General features: G+C 44.4%; 15 protein-coding genes. 6 read left to right on the forward strand and 9 right to left on the reverse strand.

What is annotated here, in order from left to right; translation table 11 throughout:
* Window positions 1-608 precede the first annotated feature (608 nt).
* The 3 genes from ABYU67_RS06100 to ABYU67_RS06110 are packed head-to-tail and all read left to right on the forward strand — an operon-like array spanning window position 609 to window position 4,213.
* The gene (locus ABYU67_RS06100) at window positions 609-1,640 is read left to right on the forward strand and encodes a TAXI family TRAP transporter solute-binding subunit (protein WP_372844116.1); all 1,032 of its coding nucleotides are present in this window, start codon (window positions 609-611) and stop codon (window positions 1,638-1,640) included.
* Window positions 1,618-2,169 (forward strand): DUF1850 domain-containing protein, encoded by a 552-nt coding sequence (locus tag ABYU67_RS06105; RefSeq protein ID WP_372844117.1) that lies wholly within the window; start codon window positions 1,618-1,620, stop codon window positions 2,167-2,169. The genes ABYU67_RS06100 and ABYU67_RS06105 overlap by 23 nt, the downstream gene beginning before the upstream one ends.
* Window positions 2,141-4,213 (forward strand): TRAP transporter permease, encoded by a 2,073-nt coding sequence (locus ABYU67_RS06110; protein ID WP_372844118.1) that lies wholly within the window; start codon window positions 2,141-2,143, stop codon window positions 4,211-4,213. The genes ABYU67_RS06105 and ABYU67_RS06110 overlap by 29 nt, the downstream gene beginning before the upstream one ends.
* A gap of 150 nt (window positions 4,214-4,363) precedes the next feature.
* On the opposite strand, the gene lipA is transcribed toward ABYU67_RS06110, so the two are convergent.
* Both lipA and ABYU67_RS06120 read right to left on the reverse strand, forming a co-directional pair.
* Window positions 4,364-5,407, reverse strand: coding sequence for a lipoyl synthase (lipA, locus tag ABYU67_RS06115; protein WP_372844119.1), 1,044 nt, complete (start codon window positions 5,405-5,407; stop codon window positions 4,364-4,366).
* 211 nt (window positions 5,408-5,618) lie between these two features.
* A complete protein-coding gene (locus ABYU67_RS06120) occupies window positions 5,619-5,975 on the reverse strand; it encodes a carboxymuconolactone decarboxylase family protein (RefSeq protein WP_372844138.1) in 357 nt (118 codons plus the stop codon).
* A gap of 582 nt (window positions 5,976-6,557) precedes the next feature.
* On the opposite strand from ABYU67_RS06120, the gene acnB reads away from it, so the two are divergent.
* Window positions 6,558-9,161, forward strand: coding sequence for a bifunctional aconitate hydratase 2/2-methylisocitrate dehydratase (acnB, locus tag ABYU67_RS06125; protein WP_372844120.1), 2,604 nt, complete (start codon window positions 6,558-6,560; stop codon window positions 9,159-9,161).
* Between the two features lie 233 nt (window positions 9,162-9,394).
* Window positions 9,395-9,841: a PACE efflux transporter gene (locus ABYU67_RS06130; RefSeq protein WP_372844121.1), complete on the forward strand. Its 447-nt coding sequence runs from the start codon at window positions 9,395-9,397 to the stop codon at window positions 9,839-9,841.
* 118 nt (window positions 9,842-9,959) lie between these two features.
* On the opposite strand, the gene ABYU67_RS06135 is transcribed toward ABYU67_RS06130, so the two are convergent.
* Complete coding sequence (locus ABYU67_RS06135) at window positions 9,960-10,757, reverse strand: enoyl-CoA hydratase/isomerase family protein (RefSeq protein ID WP_372844122.1); 798 nt, start codon at window positions 10,755-10,757, stop codon at window positions 9,960-9,962.
* A 298-nt stretch (window positions 10,758-11,055) separates the two neighbouring features.
* Here ABYU67_RS06135 and ABYU67_RS06140 point away from each other — a divergent pair, with 298 nt between their 5' ends.
* The gene (locus ABYU67_RS06140) at window positions 11,056-11,868 is read left to right on the forward strand and encodes an alpha/beta fold hydrolase (protein WP_372844123.1); all 813 of its coding nucleotides are present in this window, start codon (window positions 11,056-11,058) and stop codon (window positions 11,866-11,868) included.
* 122 nt (window positions 11,869-11,990) lie between these two features.
* On the opposite strand, the gene ABYU67_RS06145 is transcribed toward ABYU67_RS06140, so the two are convergent.
* The 6 genes from ABYU67_RS06145 to ABYU67_RS06170 all read right to left on the reverse strand — a co-directional run bounded on the left by ABYU67_RS06145 (window position 11,991) and on the right by ABYU67_RS06170 (window position 18,740).
* Window positions 11,991-13,055 carry an HpcH/HpaI aldolase/citrate lyase family protein gene (locus ABYU67_RS06145; protein WP_372844124.1) on the reverse strand — a complete coding sequence of 355 codons (1,065 nt, stop codon included), beginning with the start codon at window positions 13,053-13,055 and terminating at the stop codon, window positions 11,991-11,993.
* 90 nt (window positions 13,056-13,145) lie between these two features.
* Complete coding sequence (locus ABYU67_RS06150) at window positions 13,146-14,327, reverse strand: cysteine protease StiP domain-containing protein (RefSeq protein ID WP_372844125.1); 1,182 nt, start codon at window positions 14,325-14,327, stop codon at window positions 13,146-13,148.
* A 93-nt stretch (window positions 14,328-14,420) separates the two neighbouring features.
* Window positions 14,421-15,236 carry an HAD hydrolase family protein gene (locus ABYU67_RS06155; protein ID WP_372844126.1) on the reverse strand — a complete coding sequence of 272 codons (816 nt, stop codon included), beginning with the start codon at window positions 15,234-15,236 and terminating at the stop codon, window positions 14,421-14,423.
* A 545-nt stretch (window positions 15,237-15,781) separates the two neighbouring features.
* Entirely contained in the window at window positions 15,782-16,753 is a 972-nt protein-coding gene (locus ABYU67_RS06160) for a peptide ABC transporter ATP-binding protein (protein WP_372844127.1), read from the reverse strand.
* Window positions 16,750-17,826 carry an ABC transporter ATP-binding protein gene (locus ABYU67_RS06165; protein ID WP_372844128.1) on the reverse strand — a complete coding sequence of 359 codons (1,077 nt, stop codon included), beginning with the start codon at window positions 17,824-17,826 and terminating at the stop codon, window positions 16,750-16,752. The genes ABYU67_RS06160 and ABYU67_RS06165 overlap by 4 nt, the downstream gene beginning before the upstream one ends.
* Window positions 17,826-18,740: an ABC transporter permease gene (locus ABYU67_RS06170; protein ID WP_372844129.1), complete on the reverse strand. Its 915-nt coding sequence runs from the start codon at window positions 18,738-18,740 to the stop codon at window positions 17,826-17,828. Before ABYU67_RS06170 ends, ABYU67_RS06165 begins: the two co-directional genes overlap by 1 nt.
* Window positions 18,741-18,894 lie beyond the last annotated feature (154 nt).

An 18,894-nucleotide genomic window follows, 5' to 3' on the forward strand; every position in this document is an offset into this window, starting at 1 on the left:
GATATTAAAATATCTATCAACCATTGTTTTTTATCAAATCATGTCATAGCACAAACCATAATAAATGCCTTAGTAACTATGGAGCTTTATAGAGGTAAAGGTTTACAACACAGTTAAAGTTTGTTTAAATAACTTACAATATGAAACTTAGTATCGCTTAGCGAAACAAGACAAAAGCCCCGTATTTAGTGAATGCTAGCGTTAACTTTCAATATATTTCGATTGATATAGTCAATACGACATAAAGTGGATATATAACACTATACGGGACTGGTACAAGTTTTTCTTGCTTGCTTGCTTGCTATGCCTATGTCAGCAAAGGCTGCGTAAACTTTGTTCTATTTCCGCTGCATCTTTTTCATATTGACTATGCTTGTAGTTAGGTTAAGAGCTAGTAAGAAAAACAATATAGCAATATAAAGCCTCTCATGTTTTAATGAGATAGACTGTTTTTTATGGCGCGCTCATGGCAACAGAATGCATGATAACAGAGTGAATAAAGCCATCTAAAACAGCAGGCTGCTAGTATGACAGATATGGATAGCACCATCGTATTTGCATCATATTTTTATACATCCATTTGCTTTATTTTATCAAGGAAGAAAACAATGAAGTCCATTTATAAACTGCCTTTACTCGCCGCTATGATTGCAGCCGGTATGACCATGGTTGCTTGTTCAGACAAAGCGCCTGCTGATACCGCAGCTACTGACGGTGCTACTACTGAAACCTCTACAGATACTACTGCTACAGCAAGTGACAAGCTTGAAACCAAGTTTGTCACCATTGCTACAGGCGGTGCGTCCGGTCCTTATAATATTATTGGCACCTCTTTAGCAGAGGTTTATGCCAAAACTTTTGGCGTTAATGCTAAGACTCAAACGACGGGTGCTTCAGTAGAAAACGTCAACCTATTGACCCAAGGTAAAGTAGATATGGTGCTGGCACTTAGTGATGTCGTCACTGATGCCGTCGAAGGTAAAAATGACTTTAAGGCGCCTATTGGCAATATTCAGCAAATTGCTGTTCTGTACCCTAACGTTATTCAGCTGGTTGCTTCAGAAAAGTCTGGCATCAAAAACATTGAAGATTTAAAAGGCAAGCGTATTGCAGTTGGTGATCAAGGCTCGGGTACTGAAGTCAATGCTCGTACTTTATTAGAAGGTTTTGGTATTACCTATGATGATGTCAAGGTCGATTATCTAGGTTTTGCAGATGCTGCAGATGCGATGAAAGCGGGCAAAATTGAAGCCGCGTTTTTTAGTAGTGGCTTACCAAACTCTTCGCTTTTAGAGCTAGAGCAGGGCATCAAGTTGCAGCTAGTGACCATCAATCAAGATAAGCTCAAGAAAATTATTGAGACCAAGCCTTACTTTAAGACGTTTGAGATTCCTGCTGGTACTTATGGTAACGACGCTGCTATCCCAACCACAGCCGTTATGAATGCTCTGTTGGTACGCTCTGATATCTCGGAAGATGATGGCTACAAGCTGACCAAAGCCTTATTTGAAAACTTGGATGGTCTAAAAAATGCTCACCAAGCAGCAAACGATATCAGTTTAGAGACGGCCCAAGTCGGTATGGTTGCCCCTATTCATCCTGGTGCCAAAAAATACTATGATGAGAAAGCAGCAAAATAAGCAGCTATGGTGGATAGCTGGCGCAGCATCTATTGCTGCGCTGGTTTTATTTGTACTATGGGCGATTTTTAGCCGTCAAACTGTTATTGAAGTACGGGTAGCGGGCGCTACTGGTAACAATAACGATAGTCTAGTCTGCTATTTTGTTAAGCCCAATTTTCAATTGCGCTGGATTCATTCGGTAGAAAAGCAGTGGTGGGAGGAGCAATATCTTCGTGAGGAAGATGGCTTGTTATTAACCAATACTTACTTTCAGGCATTTGGTGCTGGTACGCCGTCTACTGAAAAGTTTGCTGCTATACAAAAAGAGGGCTATGTCGGCTATCAAATCAATCAAAGGTTTCCGCATCTCAACTGGGTTGTCTCAAGACTGACTCAAGGTGAGATTGATTATGCCGGTCAGCGTATTCTTATTCACCAGCTGGTACCCGATTATTCAGAAGTAACTATCATGCCCAAGGCATATAGCCCAATCGATAGATTCAATAAGGATTTTTGTCATGAACTCCCAAGTGATGGATCACAGTAGCGATAAGCCTCATGCCAGTGATGATGCTAAACTGTCCAAACAGCCAGATGCGCATGAAGATACTGAGCATGACGTTGATCCGAGTGTCACACAAGCGATATTAGAAAAATACGATCGAGAATCTATTACCCGTCATATCACCCAAGGTCCAGTGAAATATATTATCGCTGCAATCTGTATCTTATATTCCCTGTTTCATTTATACATCACCTTCAACCCAATGCCGTCACTATTACAGCGCTCTGTGCACGTGGGCGTTGGCTTTGCGCTGATTTTCCTGATCTTCCCTGCTAGCAAAAAAAGCAGCCGTCAGAAAGTAGCATGGTATGACTGGATTTGGTTTTTCTTTTCTTTATCCGGGATGGCGTATCTCATCTATGAATATCAAGATATCGTCACCAGTCGCGGCGGTATGGCAAATTCCGTCGATGTGATATTTTCGATTATTACGGTCGTCTGCGTCCTTGAGGGCAGTCGGCGCATTACGGGTTGGATATTGCCCATATTAGCTTCTATATTTCTGCTGTATCCTTTTATCAGTCATATGGACTTTATGCCTGATCGGCTATTGACCAGACCTTATGATTTGGGAGATATTTTTGGTCAGTTATTTCTAAAAACTGAAGGGCTATATTCGGTCGCAATCGGGGCATCCGTCACTTTTATCTTCTTATTTATTTTGTTTGGGGCGTTTCTAGCGCGTTCTGGAATGGGTCAGTTGTTTAATGATTTGGCATTGGCGCTGGCAGGCGATAAAAAAGGCGGACCTGCTAAAGTCGCTGTCATATCAAGTGGCTTTATGGGCAGTATCAATGGTTCAGCCTTATCAAACGTCGTTAGTACGGGCGCATTTACCATCCCATTAATGAAAAAGGTTGGCTATCATAAAGATTTTGCGGGCGCCGTAGAGGCAAGTGCATCAGTTGGCGGTCAGATATTGCCACCAATTATGGGTGCTAGTGCTTTCATTATGGCAGAAACGACAGGGCTACCTTATAGCACCATTGCTTTGGCGGCATTATTACCTGCCATTCTCTATTATCTGGGCGTTATTGCACAGGTGCATTTTCGCGCCGGTCGCCGTGACTTAAAAGGTATGGCAAAAGAGAGTCTGCCACGAGTAAAAGAGGTCTTAAAAGCGCGCGGTCATATGCTATTACCGATTGTATTTCTGATTTATTTATTAATACAAAATGTACCAGTAGGGTACGCTGCAGCTTATACCATTGGCTTTACTGTCGTCATTAGTATGCTACGTAAAGAAACACGTATGGGCTTTAAAGATATTTTGGGTGCGTTAGAAGACGGCGCGCGCCAGTCATTAGCAGTGATGGCGGCTTGTGCGGTTGTCGGTATCATCATTGGGGTCGTTAGTTTAACGAGCTTTGGTACGGTCATGACCTCATCGATTGTCACCTTAGGGGCAGGGTCGTTATTGCTCACATTGATTTTGACCATGTTAGCTTCGATGGTTTTAGGGATGGGGTTGCCATCTATTCCTGCTTATATTATTACTGCAACCATGGCGGCGCCTGCTTTAGCAGGGTTTAATATCCCTATTTTATCAGCGCATATGTTTGTCTTCTATTTTGGCGTGTTTGCCAATATTACCCCGCCTGTCTGTCTGGCAGCCTTTGCTGGGGCTGGTATCTCGGGCGGCGATCCGATGAAAACAGGATATCTATCTTTAAAGCTGGCGTTAGCAGGTTTTATCGTGCCGTTTATGTTTATTTATAATCCTGCGATGTTGATGATTGACCCGACAGATCTTGCGGTGACGGCAAAAGAATTCCCATTACCGCCGGTTATCGATATTATGATTGCCGTTGTGACGTCTGTCATTGGCGTGATTGGACTTAGTGCTGCGTTAGAGGGCTATTTTAAAAGTGATATGAATACCGTTACGCGCTTGATATTGGCAGTGGGTGCATTACTGCTGATTTATCCTGGGCTGATTACCGGTGCAATTGGCGGTATCATAGTACTGGGTATTGCAGCGTTCAATATAAAAAGGAGTAATACGCCAGCGGCTTTAAATGTTTAAGCGTTTAAGTATTTAAAGCCGATATGTGGATGCTCTAAGTGAGATAAAACAGTTAGAAGCATAAAAAAGGGCGAGTAGTAGATAGCTACTATTCGCCCTTTTTATATTTTAAAATTTATCATTCTACTTTAATAGAGTGACAAATAACATTTAGCAGCCAAGCTTACCTTCAGCCTCTAGTGCTTTTTTGCTACGGATAGGCGCTGGGCAATCTTCGCCATAGTATTGACGATCCGCAAAGTAGCTTGAGCGTACCATAGGACCTGCCCAAATGTTAAAGAAACCAATCTTTTTGCCATAATCCATATAACGCTGGAATTCATCCGGATGCACATAGCGATCGACTGGCGCATGGTCTTTACTGGGTTGTAAGTACTGACCAACGGTAATCATATCAACGTCATGCGCTTTTAAATCGTCAAGTAGCGCATAGATTTCTTCTTCTGTTTCACCAAGCCCAACCATAAAACCGCATTTGGTGGCGATATCAGGGCGACGTTCTTTGTATAACTTAAGCAAATCTAGCGAATGCTGATAGTCAGAGCCGGGACGGAATGCTTTATATAAACGAGGTACGGTTTCGATATTATGATTAAAGACATCCGGCGCCGTCTCAGTCAGTAAGTCCAAAGCGATATCCATACGACCACGAAAATCTGGTACCAAAATCTCGATTAAGCAATTTGGGCTGAGCGCGCGAGATTCGTTCAATACTTCAACAAAATGTGCCGCACCGCCATCTTTTAAATCATCGCGGTCGACAGAGGTGATTACGGCATATTTTAGCTTAAGACCCAATATGGTCTCAGCGGTATGGCGCGGCTCATCTTTATCTAACGCATTTGGGCGACCGTGTCCGACATCACAGAACGGGCAACGGCGGGTACAGATATCACCCATAATCATAAAGGTCGCTGTTCCATCAGAGAAGCACTGGGCAAGGTTTGGGCAAGCCGCTTCTTCACAGACCGTATAAAGCTTTTGCTCACGCAAAGTGGCTTTAATACGTGCCACTTCTGCTGGAGACGATAATTTAACGCGAATCCAATCTGGCTTTTTCTTCGCCTCGACGGTTGGGATGATTTTAATTGGGATACGGGCAACTTTATCGTAGCCACGGAGTTTTTCGCCTTGGATGGCTTTTTTCGGTTTTGCGCGAGCAGCAGGCGTGTGCGTTTGTACGGCGTTTGTCATAATCAAATATTCTCTTAACCCTTGATATAATAAGGGTTTATGGCATTATTAAAATGTTTTATGAATGAAGCTATTATAGCAGATATTTGGTCGAGGTTTTTTAGGCAATCTTGTTAAGACGACGATCGAAAAAGCTGCTAGGAATAATAAGGCTCTGACGAATAACAGGCTTTTATAAATAATAGCGTAGCAGCGTATGTTTGCCATCGTTTTATTTATTGATATCAGTATCCATATCTATGCCCATGTCATTTAACACCTCTATGGCAGCGCGAAATGCTTCTTGAGTGGCAGGTGCCCCGCAATAAGGGAGGCTATGCATCAAAACTTCTCGAATCTCAGCGACGCTGGCACCATTATTAATTGCCCCTCGGATATGTCCCTTCAGCTCATTTGGGCTTTTTTGCGCAATCAAAAAACCGATGGTAATAAGCGAGCGATATTTGCGCGGCAGTATGGTGTCATCTTGCCATGTGCTGCCCCAAGCGTGCTCGATAATCCAGTCTTGTAATGGCTGAGTAAACGGCGTTGCCGCATCAAGCGAGCGTTTGACGTGCTCTGCGCCCATGACCTCGGTACGAACTTTTAGACCCTTGTCATAAAGGGTGTTTTGATTAAGGACTTGAGTGGCATCGTGACTGATACTATTTTCTTTGTTTTCTTTATTATCCATTATCATCCTTGATGTTGTGAGTAAATAGGGTGCGCCTCAACGAGGCTTTATCGAGGCTTTGCTGCCAAATAGTATAACAGTCGGGCGCATTTTATTTAACCGTTAATCGAGATATAGTTGAGTCGATTTGATAATAACGACCTTTTTCTTTTAAGTGACTAGGCGGCAGCCATGGCGCCTTACTGGCACTTTATGTTGAATCATAAAAGACAAAATAAGTCATCAGGTTGAGAGATTTAGAACTGATGACTTGGGCATCATTGGTCAGATTTTTGATGGTACTATTTATATAATAAATGTTCAATATGACCCCTTGATAACCGCTTTATGAGCCTTTTAAAGCCTGAGCCATTAACATTTAGGGCGTTTTAAGCTATGATTGCACCAATTATTATTCCATCTAGTATATAGACGCAGGCGGTCATGCTGACTACCCACGTGATGTACTAATACTCCCAACTGACGAGGACGACTATTGTGTTAGAAGCTTATCGTAAACATGTCGCAGAACGTGCTGAGCTAGGAACTGTACCACTTCCACTAAATGAGAAGCAGGTAGCAGAATTGGTTGAGCTACTCAAAAACCCACCAGCGGGTGAAGATGCGTTCTTGATGGACTTGCTTGAAAACCGTATTCCAGCCGGTGTTGACCAAGCTGCTTATGTTAAAGCAGCATTTTTAGCCGCTATCGTAAAAGGCGAAGCGACGTCTGCACTTGTGAGTAAGAAAAAAGCAGTTCAAATCTTGGGTACGATGCAAGGTGGCTACAACGTTCAACCTTTGGTTGCCGCTCTTGATGATGCGGAAGTGGCACAAGAAGCGGCCGATGCGCTGAAAAAGACCTTACTGGTATTTGATGCGTTCAATGACGTGACTGAAAAAGCGGAAGCGGGCAATACTATCGCTAAAGAAGTGGTCCAGTCTTGGGCTGATGCTGAGTGGTTCTTAAGCCGTGATGCTGTACCAGCTAAGACCACTTACACGACATTTAAAGTAACGGGCGAAACCAACACTGACGATTTGTCTCCTGCGCAAGACGCGTGGAGCCGTCCTGATATCCCATTGCATTCATTAGCCATGCATAAGAACTCTCGCGACGGCATCCATGCTGACGTAGAGGGCGTTGTTGGTCCGATGAAGCAAATTGAGGCCTTAAAAGAAAAAGGTCATCCGCTTGCTTATGTTGGTGACGTCGTTGGTACTGGTTCTAGCCGTAAGTCTGCAACCAACTCAGTACTTTGGCTCATGGGCGAAGATATCCCGAACGTGCCAAACAAACGTGGCGGCGGTCTAGTACTTGGTAACAATATCGCACCTATCTTCTTTAATACTATGGAAGATTCTGGCGCATTACCAATCGAAAAAGTAGCCGTTGATAACCTAAACATGGGTGATGTGTTTGATATCTATCCGTATGAAGGCAAAATCACTAAGCATGATTCTGACGAAGTACTATCAACCTTTAAGCTAAACTCACCAACTTTGCTTGATGAAGTTCGCGCTGGTGGCCGTATTCCACTCATCGTTGGTCGTGGTTTGACCAACCGTGCACGTGAATATATGGGTCTTGGTCATTCAGACGTCTTTGCTAAGCCAGAAGAGCCAGCTGATACCGGTAAAGGTTTTACCCTAGCGCAAAAAATGGTTGGTAAAGCGTGTGGCCTGTCAGGCGTACGTCCTGGTATGTACTGTGAACCAAAAATCACTACTGTCGGTAGCCAAGATACCACAGGTCCGATGACCCGTGATGAGCTAAAAGACTTAGCTTGCCTAGGTTTCCAAGCAGATTTAGTGATGCAGTCATTCTGTCATACGGCGGCTTATCCAAAGCCAGTAGATATCGAAACTCAGCATACGCTTCCTGACTTTATCATGAATCGTGGCGGCGTAAGCTTACGTCCGGGCGATGGTATTATCCATTCATGGTTGAACCGTATGCTACTGCCAGATACTGTCGGTACTGGTGGTGACTCGCATACCCGTTTCCCAATCGGTATCTCATTCCCAGCGGGTTCTGGCTTAGTTGCCTTTGCTGCTGCGACGGGTGTTATGCCACTTGATATGCCGGAATCTGTCCGTGTGCGCTTTGTAGGCGAGCGCCAACCTGGTATCACGCTACGTGACCTAGTACACGCAATTCCTTATCAAGCCATCAAAGAAGGTTATTTGACGGTTGATAAAAAAGGTAAAATCAACGAGTTTAACGGTCGTATTCTTGAAATCGAAGGTTTAGAAGACTTAACTGCTGAGCAAGCGTTTGAATTGTCTGATGCCTCAGCTGAGCGTAGTGCTGCTGGTTGTACCATTACCTTATCAGAAGCCTCGGTGACTGAGTACCTAAACTCAAACATCACCTTGCTTAAGTGGATGATTTCAGAAGGTTATGGCGATGCCCGTACCATCAGTCGCCGTATTGAGCAAATGCAAGAGTGGCTTGCCAATCCAAGCCTGATGCGTGCTGATGAAGATGCAGAATATGCCATCGATATGACTATTGATATGTCTGAAATCAAAGAGCCAATTCTTTGCTGCCCGAACGATCCAGACGATGCAAAAACTTTGGCAGATGTGGCCGGTGACACCATTGATGAGGTATTCATTGGTTCATGTATGACCAACATCGGTCATTTCCGCGCTGCTGGTAAATTGCTCAAAGATGTTCCAGCAGGCAGCTTGCAGACACGTCTATGGATTGCGCCACCAACCAAAATGGATGCGCGTCAGTTGATGGAAGAAGGTTACTATAACATCTATGCACAAGCTGGCGCTCGTACCGAAATGCCAGGTTGTTCATTATGTATGGGTAACCAAGCACGTATCGCACCGAACTCTACTGCCGTATCTACCTCTACCCGTAACTTCCCGAACCGTCTAGGTCAAGGTGCTAACGTATATCTAGCATCGGCTGAGCTGGCTTCTGTTGCTGCGGTATTGGGTAAACTCCCAACCAACGAAGAGTATCAGCAGTATGCTGGCATGCTAAACAGCATGGGTGATGAGGTATATCAATACATGAACTTCGATCGTATGGAAGAATATACAGAAGAAGCGGATAAAATTAACGTTGCTCAGTTAAGCTAATATTAAATGCGCTGTTAATATAAACGTTAAAAAATCTCTATAATAAAGCCCCGTATCGTGATGATACGGGGCTTTTTGCTATGAGTGATGGCTGGTTTCTCTCATTATCTGATGTATAATATAGCAGCAGGCGGAAACCGTGGCTCTGCATTCTTTTCTCATTTTTATCTCGGGACGGACCGATACTTTGATAGGCACTTTGTGGTTTATGCTCAAGTGCTATGGAGTCCTGGTTGATTACTTTATCCCCACTCAAACGTCGTATCGTCTATGTGACTGTCTTTGAAATCATCGCTATTATTTCTTCTACTTTTGTCCTAATGAAGCTTAGCGGTGGCGATGCGACAGAGTCGCTGCCAGTTGCTGTGATGGTGTCATTGGTCGCTGTGATTTGGAACTTCTTATATAACACTGCTTTTGAAGCTTGGGAGCGTCGCAAACAGGTGCCTAAGCGTACACTGCTGATACGAAGTGTCCACGCGATAGGTTTTGAGGGCGGCTTGGTGTTGATTTGCCTGCCACTTTATATGATTTGGTATGATGTTGGTTTTATCAAAGCCTTTATGATGGAAGCGGCGCTACTGCTGTTTTTCTTGATATATACCTTTATCTTTACCTTGGCTTTTGACAAAATATTTACCTTACCGCATCACTATAAAAATGCCTCTGCTGTTTCATAAACAAGGGTACTCATATCGACTTGTTTTTATCGTATTTTATCCAAAAAAAAGGCTGCCATTCGGTAGCCTTTTTGCTGTTAGTGCAAAAGATAATGCAAAATATAGCGTTAAAAGACTCTTACTTACCCTGATAAACGGGCTTACGTTTTTCCATAAATGCCGTAATGCCTTCTTTAAAGTCATTAGTTTTGGCGAGCATAGTCTGCTGTTCCACCTCCATATCTAGCGCTTCGTTCAGACCCATATAAGCATGGGTATTAATCATATGCTTCATCGAAGCCAATGCTTTGCCGGGTAAGTTGCTAAGGCGCATGGCCAGTGCCAGTACGCTAGCATCCAGCTCGTCGCTATTGACCACATCATTAACCAAGTTTAAGCGCGCCATATCGTCAGCTTTAAGCTTATCGCCAAGCATCACCATTTCAGTCGTCTTTGCGACGCCAATCAATTGATTTAATAAATAAATGCCGCCTGCATCTGGAATCAAGCCAATATTGACAAAGGCTTGCACAAATTTGGCATTATCAGCGGCAATACGAAAGTCACAAGTCAGTGCCAAGTTCATGCCAGCGCCAGCGACGGCACCTTCGAGTTTGGCGATGATAGGTTTATGAATATTACGCAGCTTTAAGCTAATCTCAGCGACTTCACCGACCATAAAATTCAGCTTATCTGATAATGCCTCGCTTTCCATGCCGTGTTCTAACATCTCACCAATATGACCGCCGCTTGAAAAATTATTACCAGCGCCCTGTAAAACGATGACTCGTACTTGCTCATCCTCATCTGCTTTGGTCAGGGCGCTCATCATGGCGTCTTTAAGCACCGTACTAAAGGCATTCAAGGTTTTGGGGTCGTTCATCGTGATGGTTGCGATATGGTTTTTGGCTTGATATTCGACAAGAGGGTGTGACATGGTTGATATCCTTAATTGAGTTTTCTATAAAACGTTTTTGGTAACCAGCACTGTTGGCAGTCAATGCAGCAAATAATACAATGCCAATTACTATAGCAGTTTGAGTTTATTATAAAAGCAGGATTTGTGCGCGCTGAAGACATGATTCAGCGATGGTTTTTTACGATGCTACTATTGCTAAAGATATAAAACCTACCATTCAAAAATAAGGCTACTATCTGTAGAGAGGTTGAATTATGCTAGAAGGCAGCTTTTTAAAGACTGAGTTTATATTTAGTGAATCAACAAGGAGGTGTTTATGCCAACGATAAGAATCAACGACGTCGATATTTATTATGAAGACAGCGCGCCAAACGATCAGCAAAAACCCGTCATGGTATTTGCCCATGGACTGCTGTGGAATACCCACCTGTTCGATAAGCAAGTTGAGTATTTTAAGGACAGTTATCGCTGTATTGCCTTTGATTTTCGCGGACAAGGTCAGTCTGAGATAACCAAGTCGGGCTACGATATGGACACCTTAACTGAAGATACGCTGGCATTGTTAAAGGCGCTTCAGATTGATAAGTGTCATTTTTTAGGGCTATCAATGGGTGGGTTTGTTGCCCAGCGTATTGCTATAAAACGTCCTGAGTTATTATTATCACTGACACTACTTGAGACCTCCGCTGACCCCGAGGACCCAAAAAACATACCGCAATATCGTAAGCTGGTAAAGGCCATTCGCTGGTTGGGCATGAAAAGGGTCAGTAAAAAGGTCATGCCGATTATGTTTGGTAGCAGCTTTTTGGCTGATAAATCGCGTAAGGCTGACCGTAGAGAGTGGTTGGCTATGTTACAAGGCAATCGTAAAGGTGGGGTCGTGAAGGCGACAACTGGTGTGATTGAGCGCTTAGCAACCTACGATCAGCTCAGTGCTATCAAAACGCCGACGCTTATCATTGTGGGCGATGAAGATGTGGCAACGCCCTATGCAAAAGCTGAACGTATGCACTTTGCAATAGCAGGCTCTAAGCTCGTGGTAATCACAGGTGCGGGGCATACAGCAACCGTTGAAGAGCCAGAGCAGGTAAATAAAGCCATTAATAAGTTTTTAGCAAACTTTATGTAGGGCTCATTGCTGATATTCTATCTCACACGACAGCATTTATTAGCATAAAAATATAGTAAAAAAGCCGTTATCAAAATCACGATAACGGCTTTTTTTAACCTTTGAAAAGGAGTTTTTATACCTTATAAGCGAGGTGTATAGTCGTTATTGCCATCGTTAATCGTGCCAAAAACGTTAGCTCGATTGACGATTTCGGTCGCCCAAGCACGGTGAGTGGCAGGCTCTAGCATGGTATTGTTATATTTAAAGACCGCTTTTGCCTCGCTATGCAATATGGCCTGCGCCTCATCTAAAATACTAAGCGGTACGCAGTAGGCTTGCTGTACTAAGGCGATCTGACTTGGATGAATAACGGTTTTGCCAACCAATCCCAAGCTGACATCACGTGTAAGCTCTTGCATAAATAGCGTCGGCTCATCCAAATACTCAAATACGGGTGCTGACAGATAAAAACCATGCGGCACAAAACAGCCGAGGAGCTGATAGGCAAGCGTACCGACGGGTGTGTCATAGACAAGGCTGTTTTTAGGACGGCGCAAGCGCAGCGCTGCAAACAGATCATTACCACCGATGCGTAAAGCAAAGACCGGCTGGCTAAAAGCTTCTTTAAAACCAATGGCAAGCTCTTGATTGTGATGCGGGTTAAACAGCGCTGCGGTCTCAAGTGTCGGCATCAATAGCATATCAGTACTAAGGTTTTGGCATGCCATACGCCAGTTAGACAGGCTATACATATCAACTTTTGGCATCACAAAACCATCAATCAAATCGATATGGGCAAAGTTTGATAATTGCTCTAGCATTGCCGGATGGCGCGGACGCACGAATACCAACGGACGCGTCGGCTGCTCGGTCTGTATGGGGGCTTGTTGTATTGGCTTATTGATACTATCGACATGCGCCGCCCAGGTATGCAGCAATGTTTGCAAGCGCTCAAGTGCCAACTCAACATCATTGTGACTAACCGCATCTTCTAGGCAAATAATAATACTATTAATCGTCGGTAATTTATCACGCTTGATCACTTGCCAGATATCTTGGCGCGTCGCCGGCATATATAGACTTGCGCCTAACTGGTAGGGGTGATGAGCATGAGGCTTAAGCATGGCATGGCGTTCAGTGATCAGATGGGCATAAGACTGGGTGTTTTGATAAAGGTGTGACTCGTTGTGTGGCATATCTGACATAATGGGCATCGTAAATAGTGGTAAATGAAGGTATCAATGTAAAAATGTATAAAAGCGCAGCTGAAACAGCAGACGTGCCACAGCGATATATTAATCGTCTGTGGCGCGCTGCTTAATAAGGGTGATGGCTTGATAAGGCAATATTTTATCACCTAATACCGTAATAGGGATATGTCGCTGTGCACATAAATGGCGCAATAATATGGTATCAGGGTGATGAGCGCTTGCCAGTAAAATGCCCTCAGGGTCGCGGCGTAGTATCGCCCGTGTCGCCTCAGCGATGGTCGGCTTTATGCGATTGCGATTGCTGATATCATATTCGATAGCCAAGCTATCGATTAAATCAGCCGTCTGGTAGCGCGGATGTTGATACGTGGGCAAACGCTCTAAAAGCGCGCTCAATGTACGCCTCGTTGCATCAATATATTCAATAAAAGCTAGGCTATGATCTGCCTTTATTAAATTATCATAAAAAACACTGCGGTGCAGCCCTGATTCCGGCTCAGTATATAAGCTACGTGATATAAGTCCCGATACGGTACTGTTTAATAAACCTGATGGAATCAGCCAATCTTCCTCACTAGCAGCAAGCCATGCAACACCAGCTGGATCAGCAAGGGTTAATAAAGGAATGACATCCTTACCCTGATGAAAAATATTGGCAAAGTGGGGGTGATTAGGATCGGCAAATACCGCTAGGCTACGCGCCAGTTCTTGATAAATGGCACCTTTACCTGTCCAGCCATCGACAAAGACAATCGGGCTATGAGGATGGCTGTCTAGTATCATCTGTAAAGCGACCGGATCAAGACCGCGATCTCGAATGATACTGACGCCATAATGAACGCTTGGTAAATAGTGACGGCTATCAGCATCTGCCAATGCCCGCTGTAATAGCACACCAATCGGTAAACCGGCGCGCACGAGACTGACCAAGATCAATGGTCGCTCATGACCAACGGCTGTCTGAAAAATTTGCTGGAGCGTATAAGCTAGATTGGCAATGTCAGTCGCTGCTCTGACTTTACCTTGCTCTAACGCCTCGATATACAGCTGCTCGTGCATGGCGCTTGGCGCGCCTTCCAAGGTCAGCATATCAGAGTAATGACGCTTGCCACTTTGGATCAGCGCTTCTTTTTGACTGACAGGGACATCAGCAACGGCGTCTTTATTAACGATATCAAGTAGCACAGTGACGTCGCTGGCAAGATAGCTACCTGAACCATATTGGGATAAATCGGCTGTTTGAGTATTGGGGTTATTTGAAGTCATAGTAGAAATATGGGTACTCGCTTAATGACGATGATAGCAGTATGAAACAGTAGTGATGACGGTATGATTACTATAAGTATAAAGGCTCTGCTACTAATTTACAGATTGCTCGTGCAGTTGTCCATGATTTGGCATGCCATACCAATCAAGCAATTGCAAAAATGGCAGATCCGCCAGACTGTCACCAAAACCAAAGCTTGGGCGCTGATGATCCAAGTGCTGCTCTAATAAAAACTGTACCGCATGACGCTTATGAACGGCGTGCGGTAGTATCGCCAAATTGTTAGCATTGACATGCACATAAAAGTGCGCATCAAAATTTGGTATAAGCGTCGGTAGTTTCTTAGCTAACTCTGCCAATGATTGATGGTCTTTTTGTCTGTGTTTAATTGCCAGATAAATGGTTAACTCACTATCAATAAAAGTATCTTTATGCGGGGTAAGCTTTAAATCGTTATGCGTGTTATCGTTTTGTTGGCTATAGCCCTTTACCCACTCAGTCAGATGATTAAGGGTATCTTGTAATGGCATGAGTGCATCATACATATGCTGCTGCCAGCTACTTAGTAACTCACCATCAGAGTTTAAAATAACCGCGCCATGGGTCAATACTTGCCAGCTATTAAAAGGCAGCTTCACTCGCTGTATCTCTGACCTATCACGAGCTGTGACGACGATCAATTCAGCGCTAGATAGTAGCCAATTAAAGAAGGCTGCTTGGCGCTGACTCATAAAGCTTAACGGCTCACCTTGTTTATTGATGGTAGCGCACACCAGCTTTTCCGGCTCAGTCGTTGGTAATTTCCACGCATCAATTTTACGCTGAGTTTGAAAGAGCGTATCGTCCAAATCCATTAGCGCATAAGGTTTTAGAATATTTAAGCTTGGTTGGAAAAATGGAGAGGTCATGACGTTTTCCAAAGATAAAAATGATGATAAGACTGTTTAAAAATGGCTTGGGTGCAGATAGGTAAGGGAGGTGCAGCGCTGATTTTTAAAACTGAGCGTTACCTATGTATCAGACTTTAGCCAAATGCAGACAGTATAACGATAATCATAAAAAAGGTCAGAATAAATCGCTAATAAAAGTGCAGAATTATTGCAGGAGGATTGGGTTTAACCAATTTAGGATTGGATAGATAAGCTTAAATGACAGCGTTTAAAAATGGCTTGTGGCTGATTATAACCATCACTTTAATAAACTTAGAAAGTCCAGTGAGAAATTCTTCCGAGTTTATTAAAGTTAGGCTACTTGAATAATAGAACAGTATTAAGCTGATAGAGTCGATTCCAAATGAAATAGAGACGCTATATGGCAACGCGGCACTGGTATAAATTTGTTTGGCATGCTGTGCCTACGACGACAGAGGCTGCGTAACATTTATCCCAGTCCCGCTATATCGTTTTAATACTGAATTCACTATAGAGACAATAGATATAAAGTCCGCAGCCAGTTATCCATATATCTCTTCTAATCTTAAGCAAGAAACTAAGCGTCCTTCCCATTCACGTAGCTCAGGCTCGATTTCGCTACAGATAGGCTTGGCATAGGGGCAGCGTTTATGTAAAGCGCAGCCACTAGGCGGGTTTAATGGACTGGGTAACTCGCCTTGTAGGGTTAGCTCTTTTTTATGCCCTGTCACCGAAGGCGCCGCTGAAAGTAGAGCGATGGTATAAGGATGTTTGGGATCATTATAGATAGCGTCTTTAGCGCCGTGCTCAACCGCCTTGCCTAGATACATCACCATCACATCATCTGCCACGTGGCGTACGACAGAGAGGTTATGCGAGATAAAGACATAGGCAGTATGATATTCATCTTGCAGGTCCATAAATAGATTCAGTACTTGCGCCTGAATAGAGACATCAAGTGCGGATGTCGGCTCATCAGCAACGACAATTTTAGGATTGAGCATCATGGCACGGGCAAGAGCAATACGTTGGCGCTGACCGCCAGAGAACATATGTGGATAGCGACCCGTATGCTCAGGACGCAAACCAACGTGCTTCATCATTGCATGGACCTTGCTGCGCTTTTCTTCTTTACTTAGTGTGGTATGAATATCTAACGGTTCGGTCAGCTGAAAACCAATCGTATGGCGCGGGTTGAGACTGCCATAAGGGTTTTGGAACACCATCTGGATCTCAGTACGCAAGTTTTTAAGCGCCCTTCTGCTATAACTGGTAGTTGCCTCATCGTTGATAAATAACTCGCCACTGGTCGGCTGCTCTATCAAAGTCAGCTGGCGCGCTAAAGTAGACTTGCCGCATCCTGACTCACCGACGACGGCGAGGGTTTTACCAGCTTCTAGCTCAAATGAGATGCCATTTAATGCCTTGACGAACGCTTTACCTTTGCCTAAGCCTAGAGACACTTGATAGTGTTTATGTAGGTTATCTGCCTTTAAGACGATTTTATTACTCATGTTGCAGACTCCAGCGTAGCGGTTTGGGCAGTCCGAGTAGGATGTTTGGGAAGGGTAGAGTGAATACAGCGTACCTCACCATTTGGGGTTGTTAAGATAGGAGGTGGTATCTCACAAGCCGCCTCTTTATAGGGACAACGCGGCGAAAGCAAGCAACCTGTCGGACGGTCATACTGACTAGGCACCACACCTGGCAAGCTATTTAATCTATCTTGTCCAACTGCAAGCTCAGGAATCGCCTGCAATAGCGCTTCGGTATAAGGGTGAGCAGGTTTTTGGAATATCTCCGGCACTGTACTGGTCTCAACCACTTGACCGGCATACATGACGGCGACATCGCGCGCGTTTTGCGCCACTAAACCTAAGTCATGAGTGATCAGCACCATGGCCATCTGCTTTTCGCGCTGCAAACGGCTAAGCAAATCCATGATTTGAGCTTGAACGGTCACGTCAAGAGCGGTCGTTGGTTCATCAGCGATCAGCAGTTTTGGCTCGCAAGCCAGTGCCATCGCAATCATAACCCGTTGACTCATACCGCCTGAGAGTTGGTGCGGATAAACGCGCAGGCGATTCTTAGCATCTGGCATTTCAACCAGCTCTAATAACTCTAACAGACGCTGCCGTACGGCTGCTCCGCGCAAGCCAAGATGGGTGGTTAATACTTCTCCCATTTGCATCTCGACCGTAAAGCTTGGGTTCAGGCACGACATGGCATTTTGAAATATCATTGAGATATCTTTACCGATAATCTTGCGCTTTTGCTTTTCTGGCATGGTGAGGAGTTCTTTACCATCAAAGGTAAGACGATCAGCAACGACAGTAGCAGAAGAGGGTAGTAAGCCCATCAGCGCCATCATAGTGACCGATTTACCAGAGCCAGACTCGCCAACAACCGCGACGACCTCTCCTTGTTTTATTTTTAAAGAGACATCATCGACCGCACGAAATGCTCGTGCGCCCTCACCAAAGGTCACCGATAGATGCTCAATATCGAGCAATAATGAATTATCTGTGGCAAGACTATTCGCTATTGAGCTATTCACGTCAGAGCTGTTCACTTGAAAATCGTTCATTAGGACACCTGCTTCAATTTTGGATCTAAGGCATCACGCAGACCGTCGCCTGTGAGATTGATGGACAATGCTGCTAAGAAAATTGCCACGCCCGGCCAAATCGCCAGCCATACATTGCTCTGAATATATTGACGCGCAGTACCTAGCATTGCGCCCCACTCAGCGTCAGGCGGCTGAACACCGAAACCTAAGAAACCAATGGCACCGGCTTCCAAGATAGCCGTAGAGAAAATCATGGTCGCTTGGACGATTAATGGCGCCATACAGTTGGGCAGTATCGTGATAAATAATAATCTCAAGATGCCTGCGCCCATCACTTGTGAGGCGATAAAGTATTCACGTTGTAGCTCAACCATTGCTGTTGCTCGGGTCAACCTGATAAAAGGCGGCGTACATACTAAGGCAATGGTAATGATGGTATTGGTCATCGACGGCCCTAAAATAGCGGCAATGATAATAGCAAGCAGCAAGCTTGGATAAGACATCAAGATATCATTCACCAGCATGACGGCTTTACCCCAAACCTTGGGCCAAAAGGCGGCACTTAGTCCTAATGATACGCCGACAATCATCGCTATCGAAGTGGCACTGATACCGATAAATAAGGAATAACGTGCGCCGTGCATGACGCGCGAGAGGGTATCGCGACCAGCATCATCGGTGCCCAAAAAGAACATCGAATCACCGCCACTAACGAAGGATGGTGGTAGCTGCTCTTTACCAGTAAATAATTCATAAGGGTCATAAGGGGCAAGAGTAGGGGCCAAAATGGCGACGATGACCATCAGCATCAAGACGATAAAACCCAGTACCGCGCCTTTATTTCGGCAAAAGGTGTATAAAAATAGCTGCCAAGAAGTCGGCGGCTTAGGCGCGACCGGAGCAACGTCAGAAGAAACGACAGAAGGCTTCATTGGATATTCCTTTAGTGAATCAGACCCTGTTTTACTCCACTGATTTTCTTACTTTATCGGGCTAAGTTGCTTGTTTAAATCATTTGTTGCTTAAGCTAAATTAGCACGTACTTGTCTTCTGCAAGCTGAGTAATACAAACTTAGGGATACACGG

The sequence above is a fragment of the Psychrobacter sp. genome, assembly GCF_041554015.1.
In the GTDB taxonomy this organism is placed as follows: Bacteria; Pseudomonadota; Gammaproteobacteria; order Pseudomonadales; family Moraxellaceae; genus Psychrobacter.

Coding starts and splice junctions, on each gene's coding strand:
- ABYU67_RS06100 (WP_372844116.1), top strand. CDS start 609: ATGAAGTCCATTTATAAACTGCCTTTACTCGCCGCTATGATTGCAGCC.
- ABYU67_RS06105 (WP_372844117.1), top strand. CDS start 1,618: ATGATGAGAAAGCAGCAAAATAAGCAGCTATGGTGGATAGCTGGCGCA.
- ABYU67_RS06110 (WP_372844118.1), top strand. CDS start 2,141: ATGAACTCCCAAGTGATGGATCACAGTAGCGATAAGCCTCATGCCAGT.
- lipA (WP_372844119.1), bottom strand. CDS start 5,407: ATGACAAACGCCGTACAAACGCACACGCCTGCTGCTCGCGCAAAACCG.
- ABYU67_RS06120 (WP_372844138.1), bottom strand. CDS start 5,975: ATGGGCGCAGAGCACGTCAAACGCTCGCTTGATGCGGCAACGCCGTTT.
- ABYU67_RS06135 (WP_372844122.1), bottom strand. CDS start 10,757: ATGTCACACCCTCTTGTCGAATATCAAGCCAAAAACCATATCGCAACC.
- ABYU67_RS06140 (WP_372844123.1), top strand. CDS start 11,056: ATGCCAACGATAAGAATCAACGACGTCGATATTTATTATGAAGACAGC.
- ABYU67_RS06145 (WP_372844124.1), bottom strand. CDS start 13,055: ATGTCAGATATGCCACACAACGAGTCACACCTTTATCAAAACACCCAG.
- ABYU67_RS06150 (WP_372844125.1), bottom strand. CDS start 14,327: ATGACTTCAAATAACCCCAATACTCAAACAGCCGATTTATCCCAATAT.
- ABYU67_RS06155 (WP_372844126.1), bottom strand. CDS start 15,236: ATGACCTCTCCATTTTTCCAACCAAGCTTAAATATTCTAAAACCTTAT.
- ABYU67_RS06160 (WP_372844127.1), bottom strand. CDS start 16,753: ATGAGTAATAAAATCGTCTTAAAGGCAGATAACCTACATAAACACTAT.
- ABYU67_RS06165 (WP_372844128.1), bottom strand. CDS start 17,826: ATGAACGATTTTCAAGTGAACAGCTCTGACGTGAATAGCTCAATAGCG.
- ABYU67_RS06170 (WP_372844129.1), bottom strand. CDS start 18,740: ATGAAGCCTTCTGTCGTTTCTTCTGACGTTGCTCCGGTCGCGCCTAAG.